We start from the raw sequence: 16,145 nt of genomic DNA, 5'->3' as shown, positions 1-16,145 counted from the left end.
TTAACTCCTGCGCATCATTTTCGTCGCAGGCTTTGCAATGACTCCCCATCACGGCGCGCACCGGCAAGTCATCGGCATGTGGTTGATGGCGGGCGTGGCGCTGATGTTCGCCAGTCATGACGCGATTTCCAAGACGCTGATCTATTCCCTGCCGGTGATCTTCGTCGCGTGGGCCCGCTACCTTGTTCACTCGACGCTGGTGACCACCGTGCTGCTGCGCAACGGCGGCGCACAAGTGTTCCACACCCGGCGGCCCTGGCTGCACCTGCTGCGCGCGGTGGTCCTGCTCGCCGACAGCCTGTCTTTCCTGTTCGGCCTGACCCACGTGCCGATTGGCGAATCCACGGCGCTGGTCTTCCTCGCGCCTGCATGTGTGACGATCCTGTCGCCGCTGATGTTCGGCATCAAGGCGGATCGCTGGCAGTGGCTGTCGGTGGTGCTGGGCTTTATCGGCGTGCTGGTGATCATCAACCCGGCCAGCGACGCCTTCTCGCTGTGGATGCTGTTTCCCCTGGCGACCGCGCTGTTCTTCGCGCTGTATCAACTGCTCACGCAACTGGCGGGGGAGACCGACAGCCCTTCGGTGTGCAGTTTTTACGTCGGTGTTTTCTGCACCCTGATCCTCAGCGCCATTGTGCCGTTCTACTGGGCCACACCTGACTGGCTGCAAATGGGGCTGTTGTTGGTGTTGGGCGGGCTGGGACTGTGCGCGCATTTTCTGATGGCCAAGTCCTATCGCTACGCGTCCTCGTCCGTGCTCGCACCGTTGGGTTATCTGCAAATCATCTTCGCGGTGGCTTACGGGATTCTGCTGTTCGGCAACTACCCGGGCACTGCCTCGATGTTCGGCATCGGCCTTGTCTTCCTCAGCGGCTTGATGGTCTACGCCAGACGCCGGCCGGTGGCGCCTGCTACCCAGCTCTGATCTGGGTTTAACCGGGCGTCAGGCGTTTTCATTGCCGGGACGGGTGAAGGAAAAGCGATCGATGTCACCCCGCAATTGCCAGCCCTGATTCGCCCAATAGGTCGCCGCAGCCGGGTTGGTCTTGAGCACGTCGATGTGGCATTTGTGAATGCCAACCGCCTCCAGACTGACCAGACAGCGCTCGACCAGTGCCTGCCCAATCCCCTGCCGCCGATACTCAGGCAGTACCAGCAAATGCTGCAAATACCCGCGCCGACCGTCATGGCCCGACATGACACAGCCACAAAGGCGCGAATCGTGCTCCGCGACGAAGCTCAATCCGGGGTTGCGCAGCAGATACCGCTAGGTGGACTCGCGCGAGTCCGCGTCACGCATGGAGATGCCCGGCGTGTCACCCATGAGTTGGGTGACGGCGTCGTAATCGTCCAGCGTCATGGGGCGGATGGTGAGCATGGTTAGCGCCTTCTTCAGATCAAGAGTGTCTGCCTAACGGCAGACTGTTTCGCCTTCGGCGAGTTACTTTTGAAAAGCAGCAAAAGTAACCAAAACTGCCTGCTCTCGGTTTGGCCCCTCCTGCGTCGGGGTTCCTTCACTCCGGTCTCGCTCCGTGGGCCCGCGCCGAACGGACATCCCTGTCCTGACGGCGCTCCCGCCGCATCCATGCGGCTCGGCCCACTGCGCGAGACCTGCGTTCAGCCTGCACCCAAGTCGCGTTTTGCGGTGTTTGGGCTTTTTGCGTATGAAGATCAAAAGCAACGGCAACGGCAAAAGCTTCCCGGCTAAAGCCGGTCCTACGATGTGCGCGTTGTGTCAGAGATCCTTGATCGTTCCCACGCTCCGCGTGGGAATGCATCCTGCGACGCTCCGCGTCACCTCCCCCAGCCTGAATGCGCGTGGTCTGCGGGACGCGGAGCGTCCGGGGCGACGTTACCACGCGGAGCGTGGGAACGATCAGAGTGAAAGTGCGGTAACCCCGACCGTAGGACCGGCTTTAGCCGGGAAGCCTTTGATCTGCTGAAACGCGCTTCTGATCTTCAAACGCAGAGAGTTCAGACGACACAAATCGCGACTTGGGTGCAGGCTGAACGCAGGTCTCGTGGAGTGGGCCGAGCCGCATGGATGCGGCGAGAGCGCCGTCAGGACATGGATGTCCGTTCGGCGCGGGCCCACGGAGCGAGACCGGAGTGAAAGAACCCTGACGAAGGAAGGGCCCAACCGAGAGCAGGCACCCTTGGTTACTTGGGGTGCTTTTCCAAGTAACTCGCCGAAGGCGAAACGTCTGCCGTTAGGCAGATGCTCTTGATCTTCTCTCAGCTGCACTGCGGTCGCCGAAGATTCATCTGATCCGTATTTATGAGCCGTACCTGAATCTGTACTGAAACAGCTTCTTCCCCCAAAATCCAACCAATCCCGGCCGACCGATCGAGCCCGACCGGCAGCCATCAACCGGCTCGAATCCTCTGTACCCCATGTTCACATAGGAGGCCCAATGGCCAAGCTCGCAATCTTCCTGTTCGGCTTTCTCGCCCTGACGCTCATGATCGGTGCCCTGGCAACCATCTCACCCACCTGATTGAGCCATCTGGATCCGCCCACCCGATCCGCCCCCGCTGCACCCCACCCTAACGGCAGACCGACCTCTGCCGTTTTTGCGCACGCCTCAAAACCCGACCACCCCGCCACTCATCCGCCAACCCCCATCCCCACCCTTGACGCCTATTTGTAACGGGACAATACTCAACGCACATTCATATAGATGACTACATAACTACAACAGCGAAGCGCCTCCATGAACCGACTTTCCAGCGATGTCCGCTTGCCGCTCTACCAACGCCTGCGAGACCAACTCGCCGAGCAGATCGCCAACAACCGCTGGCGCCCGGGCGAAGCCATCCCCACCGAAGCCGCGCTGTCCAGCGAGTACTGCCTGTCCACCGGCACCGTGCGCAAAGCCATCGACATGCTGGTCAACGAGAATATCCTCGAGCGCCAACAGGGCCGCGGCACCTTCATTCGCCGCCCACAGTTCCAGTCTTCGCTGTTCCGCTTCTTCCGCTTTCAAAGCGTCTCCGGCGAACGCCAGGTGCCCGAAAGCCGCATCCTCTCCATCGAAGCCGTCACCGCGCCCTCGGCCGTTTCCCACGCCCTCGGTCTGCCGCTGGACGCGCCAGTGATTCGCCTGATCCGTCTGCGTCTGCTCGATGCCCAGCCTGTGCTCGCCGAAGAAATCTGGCTGCCCCAGGTGCAGTTTCAGACCCTGCTGGAAATCGACCTCAGCCGCCAGGGCCCGCTGCTCTATCCGATCTACGAAGAACAGTGCGGCCAGGTCGTGGCCTATGCCGAAGAGACCCTGACCGCCGAAGCCATCAACGAGACCCACGCCCGCTTGCTGCAAGTGCCGGTCAACAGCCCCGTGGTGGTGATCGAGCGGCTGGCGCGCAACTACGCCGGACAACCGCTGGAATGGCGCCGTTCGCGCGGCCATGCCAGCCACTTCCGCTACAGCGTCGACATCCGCTGAAGCGCGGCGCCGACCGCCTAACGCTGCACCCAAGCCCGTCACCCAGAACGGGCTCTACACCACCTGCCGCTTCACCCTTATAAGGACAAAAAACATGTTCAACTGGTATCGCCAAGTCACTCCTCGGGAGCGCAAAACGTTCTGGGCCTGCTTTGGCGGATGGTCGCTGGACGCCCTGGAAGTTCAGATGTTCGGCCTGGCGATTCCGGCGCTGATCGCCGCGTTTGCCTTGAGCAAGGGCGACGCCGGGCTGATCAGTGGCGTGACGCTGATCACCTCCGCGTTGGGCGGCTGGGTCGGCGGCACGCTGTCGGACCGTTACGGTCGGGTGCGCACGCTGCAGTGGATGATCCTCTGGTTCTCGTTTTTCACCTTTCTGTCGGCGTTCGTTACCGGCTTCAGCTCGCTGCTGATCGTCAAGGCGCTGCAGGGCTTCGGCATCGGCGGCGAGTGGGCGGCGGGCGCCGTGTTGATGGCCGAGACCATCAACCCGAAATACCGCGGCAAGGTCATGGGCACCGTGCAGAGCGCGTGGGCGGTAGGCTGGGGCCTGGCCGTCGGCGTGTTTACCTTGATCTATTCGTTCGTGCCCCAGGACATGGCCTGGCGGGTGATGTTTCTGGTCGGCCTGCTGCCGTCGCTGCTGATCATCTGGGTGCGGCGCAACGTCGAGGAGCCGGACAGCTTCCAGCGCCTGCAAAAAGACAACGCCATCCCCCAGAGTTTCTTCAAGTCACTGGCCGGCATCTTCCGCCCGGAACTGATCCGCGTGACGTTGCTTGGCGGCTTGCTCGGCCTCGGCGCCCACGGCGGTTATCACGCGGTGATGACCTGGCTGCCGACATTCCTGAAAACCGAACGCAACCTGTCGGTGCTCAACTCCGGCGGCTACCTGGCGGTGATCATCGTCGCGTTCTGGTGTGGCTGCATCGCCAGCGGCTTTGTTATCGACCGCATTGGCCGGCGCCTGAACATCGTGCTGTTCGCCCTGTGCTGCGTGGTCACCGTGCAGTGCTACGTGTTCCTGCCGCTGACCAATACGCAGATGCTGTTCCTGGGCTTCCCGCTGGGCTTTTTCGCCGCCGGCATCCCGGCCAGCCTGGGCGCGCTGTTCAACGAGCTTTACCCGGCTGACGTGCGCGGGGCAGGGGTGGGCTTCTGCTACAACTTCGGCCGTGTGCTGTCCTCGGTTTTCCCGTTTCTGGTGGGTCACATGAGCGAATCGATGTCACTGGGGTCGGCCATCGGCATCGACGCCGGGATCGCCTATGGCGTTGCCGTGATTGCCGCGTTGTGCCTGCCGGAAACCCGCGGTCGCAGCCTGGACGCAAGCCCCACCGCCAGCGCCGTCGCAGACACACGCAGCGAGACCGCCCGGGCCTGATTTCCCTTCCGCGCGGCGCCTTTTGGGTCGCGCATCTTTGACAGATGAGATCCATGTCCGACCTCTTTTCCGCCTCTCCCGCGTCGATCCTTGGCATCGACGGTCACGCACACGTCTTCAGCAGGGAGCTGGACCTGACATCGGCACGACGCTATTCACCCGACTACGACGCCACGCTGGCGATGTACCGGGATCAACTTTATGGGCACGGCCTGAGCCATGGCGTGCTGGTGCAACCGAGTTTCCTCGGGACCGATAACCGCTACCTGCTCGACGCCCTTCAGCAGGCGCCGAATCAGCTGCGCGGTGTGGTGGTGGTCGACCGCGACATCAGCCGCGCGGCGCTGGAGGAAATGGATCGGCTGGGCGTCGTTGGCGTGCGTTTGAACCTGATGGGCAAGGCGCTGCCGGACTTTTCCGAGCCGCAGTGGCAGGTGTTTTTCGGGCACATCGCCGCGCTCGACTGGCACGTAGAGGTGCATCGCCAGGTCGCCGACATGCCGGCGCTGCTGGCCGGGCTGATGCCGTTCGGGATGAAGATCGTGATCGATCACTTTGGTCGGCCTGACGCACGACTGGGCCTCGATCAGCCGGGCTTTCGCCAGACGCTGGAACTGGGCGGGAGCGGGCAACTGTGGATGAAGGTTTCGGGCATCTACCGTCTGGAGGGCAGCGCGCAACAGAACCTCGATTTCGCCCGCGCAGCCCTGCCGTTGCTGGTCGATACGTTTGGTCAGCAGCGGCTGGTCTGGGGCAGCGACTGGCCCCACACGCAGCATGAAAAGGCGGTGAGCTACGGCTCGGTGGTCGAGCAGTTGCAGGCGCTGGGCTGCACCGCGCAATTGATGCGCTCCCTACTGATCGAAGCCCCTCGGGTGCTGTTTGATTTCGCGCTGATCGAGGCCTGATACGGCTGAATCAATCGGTGATCAACTCGATCAAGGCCGGCTGATGTGCGGCCGGTCGGGATCGTCTCCGGGGCTGTGGATGCTGATCCGGCGCGCCTTTGCGCCCAGGGGTTCGACACGCAGCAGGAAGACGATCAGCAAGCCGTTTTTGAAGGTCGCGCCCTGCACCTCGATGTGATCGGCCAGATGAAAGACCAGCCGGAATGGGCCATGGGCGATGCCCTGATGCAGGTAAGTCACGCCGCCGTCGGTGTGCGCCTCACCCCCGCAAACGGTCAGCACATTTCTTTCCAGTGTCAGGTCAAGGTCGGCGGCGGCAAGCCCGGCCGTGGCAATCACGATTCGGTAATGATCGGTGCCGTATCGTTCGACGTTATGAGGGGGGCCGCTGGCGTTTATCTCGCTGTGCAGGGCAGATTCAAAAAAATCGTTGAAGCGATCAAAGCCCACTGATTGCCGAAACAACGGGGCCAGTGAAGCGGTGGTGGCCATGCCTGAATCTCCTGGAGATTGCCACGGTGATCAAGACGCCGGTCGACGCCGGCTCTGCACTTGATTCTGTCGTTAGAGTTAGGCTCAAGCGCCAGAAAATACAAGCACCTCCGTTAAATACTCTGCTAACAGAATCACTCTATCGTGGCCCAAACATTTGCCTATTAGACGACTGGCCCGAGTCGTCTAGTCTTGTGCGAGTGCTAGCCTGGGCTGTCCCGTTGATGGCCGAAAAAGTAAACAAGAAGGTGAGTAGACCATGTCGACCGAATCGAAATGCCCGATCAACCACGCAGCCGGAGGCGGAACCACAAACCGTGACTGGTGGCCGAACCAGCTGAACCTCAAGATTCTCCACCAGCACTCGCCATTGACTGATCCGATGGGCGAAGGCTTCGATTACGCCAGCGAGTTCAAGAGCCTCGACTTTGCCGCCGTCAAACGCGACCTGCTGGAAGTGATGACCCAATCCCAGGACTGGTGGCCGGCCGATTTCGGTCACTACGGTCCGCTGTTCATCCGCATGGCCTGGCACAGCGCCGGGACCTACCGCACCGCTGACGGCCGTGGCGGCGCCGGGGCCGGGCAGCAGCGTTTCGCGCCGCTCAACAGCTGGCCGGACAACGTCAACCTCGACAAGGCTCGCCGCCTGATCTGGCCGGTGAAGCAAAAGTACGGCAGCAAGATTTCCTGGGCCGATCTGATCGTGCTCACCGGTAACGTGGCGCTGGAATCCATGGGCTTCAAGACCTTCGGTTTTTCCGGCGGGCGTGCCGATGTCTGGGAACCGGACGAGGCCGTGTACTGGGGCGCCGAAACCACCTGGCTGGGCGGTGAAGACCGTTACGGCGCACACAAAGACATGCAACAGCCGGGCGAGGGCACTCTGGTTGCCGAGCCGGAGCACCACAGCGAAGAACAGACCCGCACCGCCAACGGCGAGCGCAATCTCGAAAACCCGCTGGCCGCTGTGCAGATGGGCCTGATCTATGTAAACCCGGAAGGTCCGGAAGGTGTGCCAGACCCTGCGGCCTCGGCGCGGGACATCCGCGAGACGTTCGGCCGCATGGCCATGAACGATGAGGAAACCGTCGCGCTGATTGCCGGCGGCCACGCCTTCGGCAAGACCCACGGTGCCGGACCCGCTGACAACGTCGGCCCTGAACCGGAAGCCGCCGGCCTTGAAGAACAGGGCTTGGGCTGGCGCAACAGCTTTGGCTCCGGCAAGGCCGGCGATGCTATCACCAGTGGTCTTGAAGTGACCTGGACGTCGACTCCGACCCAGTGGAGCAACGAGTACCTGGAAAACCTGTTTGGCTTCGAGTGGGAGCTGACCAAAAGTCCGGCCGGCGCCCATCAGTGGAGACCGAAGAATGGCGCTGGCGCGGGCCAGATTCCCCATGCCCACGACCCGGCCAAGCGCCAGGAACCGCGCATGCTGACGTCTGATCTCGCCCTGCGAGTGGACCCTTCTTACGAGCAGGTCTCCCGTCGTTTCCTGGAAAACCCTGACCAATTGGCCGATGCCTTCGCCCGCGCCTGGTTCAAGTTGACCCACCGTGACATGGGGCCACTGGCTCGTTACCTCGGCCCGGAAATGCCAGGCGAAGAGCTGCTTTGGCAGGATCCGATTCCCGAGGTCAACCACCCGCTGGTGGACGACAACGATATTACCGCGCTGAAGGACAAAGTCCTGGCGTCGGGGCTGTCGGTTTCGCAGCTGGTGTCCACTGCCTGGGCGTCGGCGTCCACGTTCCGTGGCTCCGACAAGCGTGGCGGTGCCAACGGCGGCCGTCTGCGTCTGGCCCCTCAGAAAGACTGGGCGGTCAATCAGCCGGCCAATCTGGCTGTGGTGCTGGAAACGCTCGAACGCATTCGCGGTGAATTCAACAGCGCCCAGTCCGGCGGCAAGCAGATTTCGCTGGCTGACCTGATCGTGCTCGGCGGCAGCGCGGGTATCGAACAAGCGGCAAAACATGCCGGCCACCACGTCAGCGTGCCGTTCACCCCGGGTCGTATGGACGCTTCCCAGGAGCAGACCGACGTCGAGTCGTTCGGCTTCCTCGAACCTATCGCCGATGGTTTCCGCAACTACCTCAAGGGCCGCTACCGCGTCTCGGCGGAGAAACTGCTGGTCGACAAAGCGCAACTGCTGAACCTGACGGCGCCGCAGATGACCGTGCTGATTGGCGGTTTGCGGGTCCTGGACATCAACGCCGGGCACAGCCAGCACGGCGTCCTGACCGAGAGGCCGGGCACGCTGAGCAACGACTTCTTCAAGAATCTGTTGGACATGGGCGTCGAGTGGAAAGGGGTGTCGGGGGGCGACGAGCTGTTTGAAGCGCGCGACCGCACCACCGGCGCCGTCAAATGGACCGGTACCCGGGTTGATCTGGTGCTCAGTTCACACGCTCAGTTGCGCGCCGTGGCCGAGGTGTACGCCAGTGCGGACGGGCAAGGGAAGTTCGTCGAGGACTTCGTCGCCGCGTGGACCAAAGTGATGGAGCTGGACCGCTTCGATCTTGCCTGAGGTGCGTGCTTTATAGCCCTCGAGCTGCAATAGACAACGCCTCCTGAATGGAGGCGTTTTTTTTGCTGATTTTGGGCGCTGCCGAGATCCACTGTGGGCGCCGGCTTGCTGGCGAACGCAGTAGGTCAGAACCGGACGTGTCGACTGACGAACCGGTTCGCCAGCAAGCCGGCTCCTACCGATTTGTGGCGTTACCGGTGACGTTTATTCGCCCGGGCATCACCTGCGCTGATACAGAGTTGTGAATGCTTACCAGCGCATCCTGTTTCGTTTTGTGACGTCGGATAGGCGCAGTCGAAGCGCCCGTGAATACTGCGCGGCGCTGGATTGTCGTGACTTCATAAAAGGATGGGTGACTGTGGATGCGGATGATCGACGGATTTCAGAAGAAGCTGTGGTATTCGCCAAGGCGAACAGGAAGGAGATTGCGAGGAGGCTGACGGATCCATTGGTTTATACCCCCGACGAATGTCCCGTCTCAATTTTCATGGCAGGATCCCCCGGCGCGGGAAAAACCGAGGCATCAATCGAATTCCTAAACCGATTCGAGTCTTATACCGTACGGATTGATCCTGATCTCCTGAGGGCAGAGATTCCCGCCTATACCGGTGGAAATGCCTACCTCTTTCAACATGCTGTTTCGGTGCTGGTCGAGAAGCTTCACGATCAGGCACTGAAGCAAAAGCAGTCATTTCTGCTGGATGGGACGTCTGCGAATTTCGATATTGTTTCGCGGAACATCCATAGATCCCTACGGCGCGGAAGATGTGTGCTCATCATCTACGTTTATCAGGACCCTGCTTTAGCCTGGACATTTGTGACTGCCAGAGAACAGGTCGAGGGTCGCAACATCCCGCTAAGCGAGTTCGTCAGGCAGTATTTCAGCGCGAGGGATGCCGTGAACCGTCTAAAAAGTGAATTTGGTCATGCGGTCACCGTTGATGTGCTTCTCAAAAACGACAAGGGTGGTACTCGGTTGTATCAGGAAAACGTTCAGCGTGTTGACGACCATATCCCTGAAAAATACGATCAAACGTCACTACTAAGGATGCTGAAAGCACACGAGGGATTAAAATGAATTCGTCTGACAAGCCTTTACCAAAACTGAAAAGGACGCTTTCTGATTTCGTCCGCAACGCCAGCTTCGAGGAGAAGGAGCGGGTTTACCTGGAGGTTATGGAAAAAGCCTGGGCGCGGCAGGAAAAGCTCATCGAGCAAGCCCGGAAAATGTAATGCCCCCCAATAAACAAAGCCGCCCTTGAGGCGGCGTTGTTGTATTTGCTTGCAGCTTGCAGCTTGCAGCTTGCAGCTTGCAGCTTGCAGCTTGCAGCTTGCAGCTTGCAGCTTGCAGCTTGCAGCTTGCAGCTTGCAGCTTGCAGCTTGCAGCTTGCAGCTTGCAGCTTGCAGCTCAAAGCCCACCCCTTCACCCCAACGCCAACACCCGTCGGCATTCCAGCACCAGACTCGCGCCGCCGGAAGGGCTGCTGCCGATGCGCAGTTTGAAGCCATGCAAGTTGACGATTGCCGCGACGATGGACAATCCCAGGCCAAAGCCGCTTTGCTGATTGCCGTTCTCACTGCGATAGAAACGCTTGAACACGGCCTCGCGTTCGGCGTCGGGGATGCCGGGGCCGGTGTCCTGGACTTCGATGAAGGTGGTGTCACCTTCGGCGCGGGCGATGAGCATGACATGCCCGCCCGGCGGGGTGAATTTGATCGAGTTGCTCAGCAGGTTCGACAGCGCCTCGAACAGCAACGCCCGATCACCCACCAGCAGCGGCAGGTGCTCGGCGACTTTCAGCTGCAGCGAGACGCGGCCTTCCTCGGCCAGCGGCAGATAGAAATCGTGCAGCTCCTGCAACAGCGGCTGTGGATCGAGCTGACCGAACGCCGAGCGGCGCTGGTGGTCCTCCAGTTCGGAAATCCGCAACAGCCCGCGAAAGCGCGCCATCAGCATGTCGGCGTCGGCGATCACCTGGGCCATCTGCTCGCCCAGCGCCGAGTCTTCCGGCGACTGCTGCTGAATCCGGTAAAGCTGCGCGCGCAGGCGCGTGAGCGGGGTGCGCAGATCATGGGCGATGTTGTCGCAGACGCCCTTGACCTCGTTCATCAGGCGCTCGATGCGGTCGAGCATGGCGTTGACGATATCGGCGAGCATGTCCAGCTCGTCGCGACGGTCCGAAACCGGCAGGCGGCGGGCCAGGTCACCGGTGACGATTGCTTCGGCGCTGGCCTGAATCGCCCGGATGCGTTGCAGCGGCCGGCGTCCCAGCAAGTGCCAGCCGGCGATGCCCGGAATGATCGTCAGCGAAATACCCCACAGCAGCGCGCGCAGGATCAGCGTGGTGACCGCGAACAGCGAACCGTTGTCGCGCACCAGAATCAGCCAGCGATCATCCAGCGTGTGGATCGCCACGGCGTCGCAGCCCGAGCTGGGCAGGTCCGGGTCGTCGGAGTCGACGCAGGTGGCCAGTTCCTGGATTTCCCCGGTCAACTTGAGGCCGTCGGGAATTGTCTGGATCGGGCCGCTGATGGGCTTGAGGTCCTTGTCGAACAGGCCATAGGCGTCGACCGAACGCATGTCGAATTTGTCGCTGGTGCGCAACGCGTCGTCCAGCTGTGCGCCTTCAAAACGCGAGAACAACTGCTGGCGCTGCATCAGCGAGTGGCGGGCGAGGGTGTTGAGGTAACTGGTGACTTCCCAGTACAGCACCCCCATGAGGATGCTGCTCCACGCCACAAACAGGAAACTGTACAGCGCCAGCAGCCGGCTGCTGGAAGAGCGCCAGCCCTTAGACGGGTTCGGCAATGACATAGCCTGAGCCTCGAACGGTACGTATCAGCGGCGTCAGGGTAGGGGGATCGATTTTCTTGCGCAAGCGACCGATGTGCACGTCGATCAGGTTGGTGCCGGGGTCGAAGTGATAACCCCAGACTTCTTCGAAAATCATCATGCGGGTGATGATCTGCCCGCTGTTGCGCATCAGGAATTCCAGCAGCTTGTACTCGGTCGGCAGCAGGTTCAGCGGCTGCCCGGCGCGGCTGGCTTCACGGGTGATCAGATTGAGTTCGAGGTCGGCGACCTTGAGCATGGTCTCGGCCTGGGTCCCTGGATGGCTGCGGCGCAGCAAGACTTCCACACGGGCGGCCATTTCGTCGGAGGCGAAGGGTTTGGAGAGGTAATCATCCCCGCCAGCACGCAACCCGCGCACCCGTTCATCTACATCGGACAGCGCGCTGATCATCAGGATCGGCGTGGCAATGCCCAAGGCGCGCATGGTGGTGACAATCGCCAGACCGTCGACTTCCGGCAGCATGCGGTCGAGGGTGATCAGGTCGTAATCGCCGCTGACCGCCCGGACGAGGCCTTCGCGGCCGTTGTCGACCCAGTCCACTTGCAGGCCATGGCTGCTCAATTCGGCAACGATTTCCTTCGCGGTGACGGCATCGTCTTCGATTGTCAGAATTCGCGTCATGTGAGGTCAGGGCCACGTGAGAGGACAGAAGGCTGCATTTTGCCTTTAAACGTAGTCGGGATTTCTTAAAAAAAATTTAAGAAGCGCATGAGGTCCTGTTTGGTGCTATCGGGGCTCGCGCGGGGAGGGCCATGCCGCCGGTGTCTGATCGTGCCGTGGGCCAGTAGGAGTGAGCTTGCTCGCGAAGGCGTCGGACCTCACAGAAAAAGGTCGCCTGACAGAACGCATTCGCGAGCAAGGTGGAGCGCCACCCCGGTCACTCCTACAGTCTTTTTACACGCCTTTGCGATCGGATTCAGCGTTGGGCTGACGCAGTTCTTCCTTCAGCTTTTCCTCCAGCGCTTTCTTCCGGCCTTTCTTTTCCGGCGTTTCACCTTCGCTCCTGATCTGCGCATGGCTGATCAAGGCGAAGATGAAGCTGCCGCCGATGATGTTGCCGGCCAGGGTCGGGCCGGCGAAGATCATCCAGAAATCCTTCCACGGCAGTTCACCAGCGAACACCAGATACGAGACTTCCGCCGAGCCGACGACGATGTGGGTGAAATCCCCCAGCGCCATCAGGTAGGTGATCATCACGATGATGCCGATCTTCGCGCTTTCCATGGACGGGATCATCCACACCATGGTGGCGATCATCCAGCCGGAAATGATGCCTTTGGAGAACATTTGCCAGGTGTCGTTCTCCATCACCTTGCGGCCGATTTCGAGAAAGGCCTGATCGGTCTTGGTGTCGAAGATCGGCAGGTGCAGCATGACGTAAGCCACCAGTAACGTGCCGCACAGGTTGCCCACCAGCACCACGGTCCACAGCCGCAGCAGACGCACGACGTTGCTCAGCGTCGGCTTGCTCATCACCGGCAATACGGCGGTCAGGGTGTTTTCGGTGAACAGCTGCTGGCGTGCGAGGATCACCGCCAGAAAGCCCGCGCTGTAACCGAGGCTGGCGATGACCTTGAAGCCTTCGCCATCGGGCAGGCGCGAGTTCAACAAGCCCATCGCCATCAACGACAGGCCCATGGTCAGCCCGGCCGCGAGGGCCGACCAGAACAGCGCGGCGACGTTGCGCTCCAGTTCCTGATCACCCTGCATACGGATCGTTTCATGGAGGACGGCGGCGCGGGGCGGCTGGTTTTCGTCGATGTCGCGTTCTTCTTCCGGCGTCAGGCCGGGGGTCTTGCCGTCTGGTTCGTGTTCCATGGCGATCCTTTGGGTGATCCAGTGCTCTTTGGCAGAGCATTCTGCTTTAGATGTTCGAGGGAGGCGGCGGTTCGCTTGCACATGCTTGCTGCGCGGCGCTGCTGGTTCAGACACAATCCGTTACCCGTCGTTCGCCAACGGCGGGTGCCTTTTCACTGACGTGGGAGAACCTCTTTTGACCCTTCATATTCGCGACGCCACCCGTGCCGATGCCGCCGTCATTCTGGGCTTCATCACCGAGCTTGCGATCTACGAAAAAGCCGAGCACGAAGTCAAGGCCAGCGTCACCGACATCGAGCGCAGCCTGTTCGACGAGGCCTCGCCGGCCAAGGCGCTGATCTGCCTGCTGGACGGCCAGCCCATTGGCTTCGCCGTGTACTTCCTGAGCTATTCCACCTGGCTGGGCCGCAAGGGTCTGTACCTTGAGGATTTGTACGTGTCCGCCGCGCAAAGGGGCGTCGGCGCGGGCAAGAAGCTGTTGCGGCATCTGGCGTGGATCGCCCACGACAGCGGCTGCGGACGTCTGGAATGGAGCGTGCTGGACTGGAACCAGCCGGCGATCGACTTCTACAAATCAATCGGCGCCGAGCCCCAGGATGAGTGGGTGCGCTACCGGATGGAGGGGGAAGGATTGAAGCAGTTTGCGCTGGGGGAGGGTTGAGGCGTTTTACGAGTGGAGCGGTATCGAACGTCGAGGGTCGATACCGAGGCGAGCAACTGTAGGAGCGCGCTTGCCCGCGAATTGCGGTGGGTCAGTCACGCATATTCAGCTGACACTCCGCATTCGCGGGCAAGCGCGCTCCTACAGGGGATTTGCGTTTAGTCAGGCAGAACTGCGCGGTCAGTCCGTAGGGATTTGCGTTCAGTCAGATAGATCTGCGCGGTCAATCCGTGGGGGTTTGCGTTCAGTCAGTGAGGTCTGCGCTGTCGATCCGGTTAACCCCCGCCATGGCCATGTCTTTCCATGCCTGATCCAGCGAGCCATTCAGGTCGATGGCCTTGCACGCATCGGCGATCACCCACGTATTGAACCCCGCCGCCCGGGCGTCCAGCGCGGTCCAGGCCACGCAGAAATCCAGGGCCAGGCCCACCACGAACACGCTGTCGATGCCACGCTCGCTCAGATAGCCGGCCAGTCCGGTGCGCGTCGTGCGGTCGGCTTCGACGAACGCCGAGTAGCTGTCGATGCCGGCGTTGCAGCCTTTGCGCAGGATCAACTGCCCATGAGTGAGGTCCAGATCGGCGTGCAACTCGGCGCCGTGGCTGCCTTGGACGCAGTGATCGGGCCACAGCGTCTGCGCGCCGTAGGGCAGGGTGATGCTGTCAAACGGCGCGCGCCCGGCGTGGCTCGACGCAAACGACACATGCCCACGCGGGTGCCAGTCCTGCGCCATGACCACGTTGCGAAACTGCGCGCCGAGGCGGTTGATCAGCGGCACCAGCGCATCGCCTTCGGCCACGGCCAGCGCGCCGCCGGGCATGAAGTCGTATTGCATGTCGATCACCAGCAACGCGGCGCGCGGGTCGGAGGGCAATCGGGAAAGCGGCGTGTTCATCATCGGAGTCCTTGATGCAAGAGTGGGGCTTGTTCACGATCCCTGTAGGAGCGACCGGGTTGGCGCTCCAGCTTGCCCGCGAACAGTCTGTCAGGCGTTGCCAATGGCCTGACACCCTCTGATCGAAGGTCGGCCATGCTTTCAACTCATCAGGCTATTGGGCAAACACCCGAATCGGCGCGCCGGCATGCCACGCCTGGATGTCCTCGATCATCTGGCTGAAGAACATCCGATAGTTATTTTCAGTGACATAACCCACATGAGGCGTGGCCAGGACGTTGGGCAGCGTGCGGAACGGGTGATCGGCCGGCAACGGCTCGACGCTGTAAACGTCCAGCGCGGCGCCGGCGATTTTCTTCTGCATGAGCACTTCAATCAGCGCGTCTTCGTCGACGATCGGCCCGCGCGCGGTGTTCACCAGATACGCCGTCGGCTTCATCCGGTTCAGCGAATCGGCATCGACCAGCCCGCGGCTGCGCTCGCTGAGCACCAGGTTCACCGAGACCACGTCCGATTGCTCGAACAGCTCCTGCTTGCTGACGTACGTCACGCCATGCTCGGCGGCGCGTTCAGCGGTGAGGTTCTCGCTCCAGGCAATCACCTTCATGTCGAAGGCCTTGCCGTAGCGGGCGATCTTCTGGCCGATGCTGCCCAGCCCGACGATGCCCAGGGTCTTGCCGTACAGGTCGCTGCCGATGCCGATCTGCCAGTCGCCCGCGCGCAGGGAATTGGCTTCGTCCACCAGGTTGCGGGTGACGCCCATGATCAGCGCCCAGGTCAGTTCCGGCGCTGCGTACTTGTAGCTGTCGGTGCCGACCACGGTGATGCCCAGGCGCGCGGCGGCCTTGAGGTCCAGCGCCGCGTTGCGCATGCCGCCGGTGACCAGCAGTTTCAGGTTTGGCAGTTGACTGAGCAGGGCATCATCGAAAATCGTGCGTTCGCGCATCACGCACAGGATCTGGAAGTCTTTGAGGCGGGCGACCATGGCATCCGTATCGGCCGGGTAGTCATGCAGAAAACTGACCTCGCCGATCGGCTTCAATACGGTCCAGTCCACAACGTTTTCGGCGACCGATTGCCAGTCGTCGAGTACGGCAATCTTCAGCCCGGAATCCTGAGTCATTGAGCGAGGCCTCGTTCAGCAGCGATGTTGGAT

At 61.4% G+C, this 16,145-nt stretch carries 14 protein-coding genes and 1 pseudogene; 7 read left to right on the top strand and 8 right to left on the bottom strand.

What is annotated here, in order from left to right; translation table 11 throughout:
- The first annotated feature begins 37 nt into the window (after positions 1–37).
- Positions 38–925, top strand: a complete 888-nt coding sequence (locus L4G42_RS08390) for a DMT family transporter (protein WP_237251333.1) — start codon at positions 38–40, stop codon at positions 923–925.
- Between the two features lie 18 nt (positions 926–943).
- Here the strand turns inward: L4G42_RS08390 and L4G42_RS08385 are convergent.
- Positions 944–1,378: pseudogene (locus tag L4G42_RS08385) on the bottom strand (GNAT family N-acetyltransferase).
- Between the two features lie 1,336 nt (positions 1,379–2,714).
- On the opposite strand from L4G42_RS08385, the gene L4G42_RS08380 reads away from it, so the two are divergent.
- The 3 genes from L4G42_RS08380 (at position 2,715) to L4G42_RS08370 (ending at position 5,738) form a co-directional block, all read left to right on the top strand.
- Positions 2,715–3,446, top strand: coding sequence for a GntR family transcriptional regulator (locus L4G42_RS08380; protein ID WP_237251332.1), 732 nt, complete (start codon positions 2,715–2,717; stop codon positions 3,444–3,446).
- Positions 3,447–3,540: 94 nt separating this feature from the next.
- On the top strand, positions 3,541–4,830 hold the full coding sequence (locus L4G42_RS08375; protein WP_237260750.1) for an MFS transporter: 1,290 nt from the start codon (positions 3,541–3,543) through the stop codon (positions 4,828–4,830).
- Positions 4,831–4,883: 53 nt separating this feature from the next.
- Complete coding sequence (locus tag L4G42_RS08370; RefSeq protein ID WP_237259925.1) at positions 4,884–5,738, top strand: amidohydrolase family protein; 855 nt, start codon at positions 4,884–4,886, stop codon at positions 5,736–5,738.
- A gap of 30 nt (positions 5,739–5,768) precedes the next feature.
- Here L4G42_RS08370 and L4G42_RS08365 read toward each other — a convergent pair whose 3' ends face one another.
- A complete protein-coding gene (locus tag L4G42_RS08365) occupies positions 5,769–6,230 on the bottom strand; it encodes an Hsp20 family protein (RefSeq protein ID WP_237251329.1) in 462 nt (153 codons plus the stop codon).
- A gap of 259 nt (positions 6,231–6,489) precedes the next feature.
- Here L4G42_RS08365 and katG point away from each other — a divergent pair, with 259 nt between their 5' ends.
- Both katG and L4G42_RS08355 read left to right on the top strand, forming a co-directional pair.
- Complete coding sequence (katG, locus tag L4G42_RS08360) at positions 6,490–8,760, top strand: catalase/peroxidase HPI (RefSeq protein WP_237251328.1); 2,271 nt, start codon at positions 6,490–6,492, stop codon at positions 8,758–8,760.
- A gap of 241 nt (positions 8,761–9,001) precedes the next feature.
- Complete coding sequence (locus L4G42_RS08355) at positions 9,002–9,838, top strand: zeta toxin family protein (RefSeq protein ID WP_336886195.1); 837 nt, start codon at positions 9,002–9,004, stop codon at positions 9,836–9,838.
- Between the two features lie 17 nt (positions 9,839–9,855).
- Here L4G42_RS08355 and L4G42_RS08350 read toward each other — a convergent pair whose 3' ends face one another.
- The 4 genes from L4G42_RS08350 to L4G42_RS08335 form a co-directional block, all read right to left on the bottom strand.
- On the bottom strand, positions 9,856–10,179 hold the full coding sequence (locus L4G42_RS08350; RefSeq protein WP_237260748.1) for a hypothetical protein: 324 nt from the start codon (positions 10,177–10,179) through the stop codon (positions 9,856–9,858).
- Between the two features lie 4 nt (positions 10,180–10,183).
- Positions 10,184–11,575, bottom strand: a complete 1,392-nt coding sequence (locus tag L4G42_RS08345; RefSeq protein WP_237251326.1) for a sensor histidine kinase — start codon at positions 11,573–11,575, stop codon at positions 10,184–10,186.
- Complete coding sequence (locus L4G42_RS08340; protein ID WP_237251325.1) at positions 11,553–12,236, bottom strand: response regulator transcription factor; 684 nt, start codon at positions 12,234–12,236, stop codon at positions 11,553–11,555. Before L4G42_RS08340 ends, L4G42_RS08345 begins: the two co-directional genes overlap by 23 nt.
- Before the next feature lie 273 nt (positions 12,237–12,509).
- Positions 12,510–13,433, bottom strand: coding sequence for a formate/nitrite transporter family protein (locus L4G42_RS08335; RefSeq protein WP_237251324.1), 924 nt, complete (start codon positions 13,431–13,433; stop codon positions 12,510–12,512).
- A 175-nt stretch (positions 13,434–13,608) separates the two neighbouring features.
- Between L4G42_RS08335 and L4G42_RS08330 the strand changes: the two genes are divergently transcribed.
- Positions 13,609–14,094, top strand: a complete 486-nt coding sequence (locus tag L4G42_RS08330) for a GNAT family N-acetyltransferase (protein WP_237251323.1) — start codon at positions 13,609–13,611, stop codon at positions 14,092–14,094.
- Between the two features lie 244 nt (positions 14,095–14,338).
- Here L4G42_RS08330 and pncA read toward each other — a convergent pair whose 3' ends face one another.
- Both pncA and L4G42_RS08320 read right to left on the bottom strand, forming a co-directional pair.
- Positions 14,339–14,989, bottom strand: a complete 651-nt coding sequence (pncA, locus tag L4G42_RS08325) for a bifunctional nicotinamidase/pyrazinamidase (RefSeq protein WP_237251322.1) — start codon at positions 14,987–14,989, stop codon at positions 14,339–14,341.
- A 154-nt stretch (positions 14,990–15,143) separates the two neighbouring features.
- Positions 15,144–16,112: a D-2-hydroxyacid dehydrogenase family protein gene (locus tag L4G42_RS08320; RefSeq protein WP_237251321.1), complete on the bottom strand. Its 969-nt coding sequence runs from the start codon at positions 16,110–16,112 to the stop codon at positions 15,144–15,146.
- Positions 16,113–16,145: the final 33 nt, after the last annotated feature.

The sequence above is a fragment of the Pseudomonas petrae genome (assembly GCF_021728295.1).
Lineage (GTDB): Bacteria > Pseudomonadota > Gammaproteobacteria > Pseudomonadales > Pseudomonadaceae > Aquipseudomonas > Aquipseudomonas petrae.
This window is presented reverse-complemented; position numbering and strand designations above follow the sequence as displayed.